The following is a 3950-nucleotide window of genomic DNA, read 5'->3' on the forward strand; positions in this document are numbered from 1 at the left end:
TATTCGGCCGCCTCGGCGGCCGGAATGCAGGGCTCCGGTCTTTTGGGGATCGAAGCCAGATAGGCGGTGTTGGCCTCGATCGCTTTGACCGCCATGCTGATCTTGGCCGGATCAGGTGCGCAGCGCAGAGGCAGCGTTGCGAGCGCGCTCTCAGCGTAGTAGCGCGTCCGGACACCGCCCATGCCGTGCCGCACGGCCATGGGCCGAATCGTTCGGTGCATGAAGTCACCGAGAGACCGGTTGCCTCGCACATCAAAAATGCGGGTTCCGTTGTCCGCCACATACACGCGCAGCGGTTTGCAATCCTCAAGCGCAATGTTGTTGTCCGGATCAAGCGACGGAACCCACCAGTCCACATGGAGCAGCCAGCCCGTCACACGCGCGAGCGCCACCGCGAAGTTGACACCATCTTCCGCCTCCCACTCATTGACCAAGGCCGGCGCAAAGGCCGTGCGCTGCTTGAGCTTCGCTTGTCCCATATTTCTTCTCCGTGATGACCCACCTTCGGGCAGCAAGCCATTGTCAGTCCCAAATCCTAACCCGGTGAATCGCACGAAAAACGAGCTGGTTGTCTTTGCGGAAGTCCACTAAGTCATTGATTTCATTGAACAACGGAAACCACTAACCGGGTGAATTGCACGAGAAAAGAGCCGGTTCCTCAAAACCACGATTTCCGAACATGTGCCCCTGGACACCGGCGACACGAGCTTCGACCTCCCCGTATTCCCGGGCGACCTTGATCAAACCCGGCGCGCGCGCAACTTCGTCTGGCGTTGAATGAGGGCGTCTGCGTACGAATCGATCTCGAAGGTGATGGTGCCCTTGAAGTTCACGTGCTCAAAGTGCACTGGCCCGATGCGCCGGATCCAGTGGTCCTCGATGGGGTGCTTGAGCGCCTTCCAGCGGTCCACGACATCTTGCATTTTCATGGTGTTCCAGGCGATCACAACGTTGGTCAGCAGGGTGTGCGACGTCGAGATGGCGCGCAGTTCATCGACCCGTCGGCCGCGCGAGACGCCCACACGCCCGTGGTACACGGCGCGCTGCAATTGATGGATGGACTCGCCACGGTTCAGCAGTGCATGCATTTCGCGGCGGAATTCAGGGATGGTGAAGTAGTCGCACAGAAAGACGGTGCGCAGGAGCTTTCCCAGTTCGTCTGCGGCCGCGTGCACAGGATCCCCCCGGGCTGCGCTGCCCAGGCGGGCGATGGCCTCTGCGGCCGTGAGGCGGCCCTGGCGGATGGAGGCGATCAGGCGCAGCAGCTCCATCCAGCCGGCACGGATCTTCCGCAGCGAGACCTTGCCCACGACCAACCGCTCCAGTGATTCTGGCGGCGCAGCACCCCATGCCATGAACATCTTGCGCTCCGACAGCTGGCGCAAGCGAACACACAGGTCGAAGCCCAGCAGCTTGGCGATCGCCATGGCCGCATTGGTGTAGCCATGGGTGTCGACGGCCAGCAGGGACAGGCGGATCTGATCCTCGCGCCGCGTGCAATTGTGTGCTTCGACGCCGTGCACCGCGGGCGCGGCCTGCCGATCGTTGATGACGATGGGCTGGTCGTGGAACAGCGCCCAGGTGTCGAGCATGTGCACATAAATGCCCACCCCATGTTGTTTGCGGCGGTACTCCATGCGCGCCGAGTGCAGGTGCCGCGAGGTATCAAGCGTCATCGAATCAGAAGATGCCTTGTCGCCCTGGCCCCAGAGCATCGCAATCGGCATGCTCTGCTGGTAATCGATGATGCGCGTGTTGGCCTCCCGCAGGCGCCCACTGGCCTCCAGCGCACGCATGGCCATGGAGATTTGTGAGACTTGCAGGCCGGGGATCATGGCGCAGACCCCCTTGGCGTTGTTCTCCGTCCCATGTGCGTACAGGGCGCCGTACACCGCCTTCAGCTCACCAATGTCCTTGGCCATCCGGCCCAGCAGCGCCTGGCTGAAGCGGGTTTTGGCATCCACCTCGACCAGCATGTCGGCGAATTGGGCGCTGCCGATCATGTTGAACATGGTCTCGCGGGTTTTCGTGACCTGGGGTTCGACTTCAAGCGCCTGGATGGGTGAGATGCTGATGTGCCCATGGTTGTCGATGCTGAGCGCGCCTTCCTCGACCGCTTTGGCGAGTTGGGCCAACCCGGCGTCGACGCGCTCCAACACCCGCTCCAGGAACTTGTCGGGATCATCGGTGAGGCTCAAGGCCCGGATGAGTGACTTGTTCTTGTCCGTCCATTCCTGTTCAGACATAAGCTGATCGGCGCGACTGCGGTGGCGGCTGCTGTGCGCCAGCCAAAGTTTGCCGCCCTTGATGGCCTTGCGCAGTGCCGTCGCGGCACTGACCTTCAGTGCAGCAAGAGCGAGCTTGCGGTCTGGGCCCTGCAACAACAGATGCCAGCCGGGATCGGCAAAAGACACGTCCAGTCCCTCAGGCAGGCTGGTTGCCCCTCGTTTGGCCAGATCGCGCAGCAACTTGAGCTGCCTCAGCGCCTTGTCCGACGCCTCGCCTTTGATTTCCAGAATGCCCAGCGAGTTGAGAAGCGCTGAAACACGTGGTGCTTCTTCCTTCACGAGTGCTTCGCGGACCAATTGAGCACGCGTGCCTGCGAAGTCCGGCTCATCTCGAGGCACCAGCTCACGCATCGCAGCGACGATTTGCGCGGCGCTCAGCTTCTTGTCGTAGAGGACCGCCTTGAGCTTCACCCGCTCGGCGCGCAGATCGACGGAGCTGTCCGCTTGCTTCTTGAGCACCTTGCCGGAGGCCTTGCGGTAGAGGTCGGTGAGGCGTCGCGCGCCCATCTCCGCGGCCAGGTCGGTCTGTTCCAGCAACGTCACGTGCAGGAATGAAACCATCTCCAGCTCGCGTTGCTCTGGGGACAGGTTCTTTGTTGCTGACGGAGGTCGATTGACCACCTCCTGGCTGTAGGCTTTCAACCGATTCAACGCAATCGCCGATAGCTTCCACTCGTGGACGCGCAAGCCCTTCAGGTACTCGATTTTTTTGGTGACCTCGCTCAGGGTGAGCTGACCATGCTTGCCCGGTGGCGTGCGCAGCCACTCCAGCACGGTGTGCCCGCCCGGTCCGGATCGTTTTGAGAACGCGTGCAAAAGCGCCCTGTGGATGTGCTCGCGCGGAACGCCTACGCGAATCGTTTCGAGCGCCGCATTCTCTTGGTCGGCAAATGCCGTGCGGGCCATGTCCCTGAGGGCCCGATCGCCAGGCAGCACGAGGCGGCGGTCAAAGAGCCAGTGTTCCGACTGATGCACAAGATCGTTCACCGAGACCGCAGTGGTGGCAAGCTCACGCAGGGCATCGGCAAGCAGCGCTTTGGTGGTGTCGGCCAAGACCGCGAAGCCAACGCGTTGTCGCGCCCAAAGCTGATGCTCGAAGCGGGTGTCCCTGTCCTTGTACAGCGACGTCACGGATGCGATGTCCGTCGCGCTCATGCCCAGTGTTGAAGTCAGATGCCGCAGCAGCACGGGTGGCAGGCCCGAGAGAGCATCTGGGTGTCGTCCGGTGGCGCGCAGCATCACCAGTTGAACGGCCGCGCCAAGGCGAGCAGTACCCCGGAAACGGGGCGGGCGAAGCTCATGGATGTCTTCAGCGCTCAGGCCGAAGCATTCTTCGACCTCCCGCTTGGACAGAGACTTGGGAAGGGTATCGGATCCGACAAAACGCAGATAGAAGCTTGGCAAGCTGGTTCCCCCTGGCCTGCGCAGTCCAAGCCTTGCGGAAGTCTACGGAATTGTTCTCGTTGGTTCCAGAAGGTTTGAGTGAATGCGGGTTAACCCTCGGGCGCTAACCCGGCGTTCTGCACCGGAAATGAGGTCACCCCGTGGTGTACGAGCGTGGCGAGCGTCCGGGTGGTGCGATTTTGTGAAGCGCCGGGTGTTAGGGCGGCGGTGTTTCAAGGCTCAGCCTGTCGCTTGACGAACCCCGATGGGCCAGCCGCC

Annotated in this window: 2 protein-coding genes; both read right to left on the reverse strand. The window is 62.0% G+C overall.

The genetic code is table 11. From position 1 onward, the window contains the following. A partial coding sequence (locus Q0C59_RS19085) for a hypothetical protein (RefSeq protein WP_291218550.1) occupies positions 1-479 on the reverse strand: 479 nt, incomplete at its 3' end. Between the two features lie 261 nt (positions 480-740). Further along, positions 741-3692 (reverse strand): Tn3 family transposase, encoded by a 2952-nt coding sequence (locus Q0C59_RS19090; protein WP_291218552.1) that lies wholly within the window; start codon positions 3690-3692, stop codon positions 741-743. Positions 3693-3950: the final 258 nt, after the last annotated feature.

Source organism: Hydrogenophaga sp. (assembly GCF_022844385.1).
Taxonomy (GTDB): domain Bacteria; phylum Pseudomonadota; class Gammaproteobacteria; order Burkholderiales; family Burkholderiaceae_C; genus Hydrogenophaga.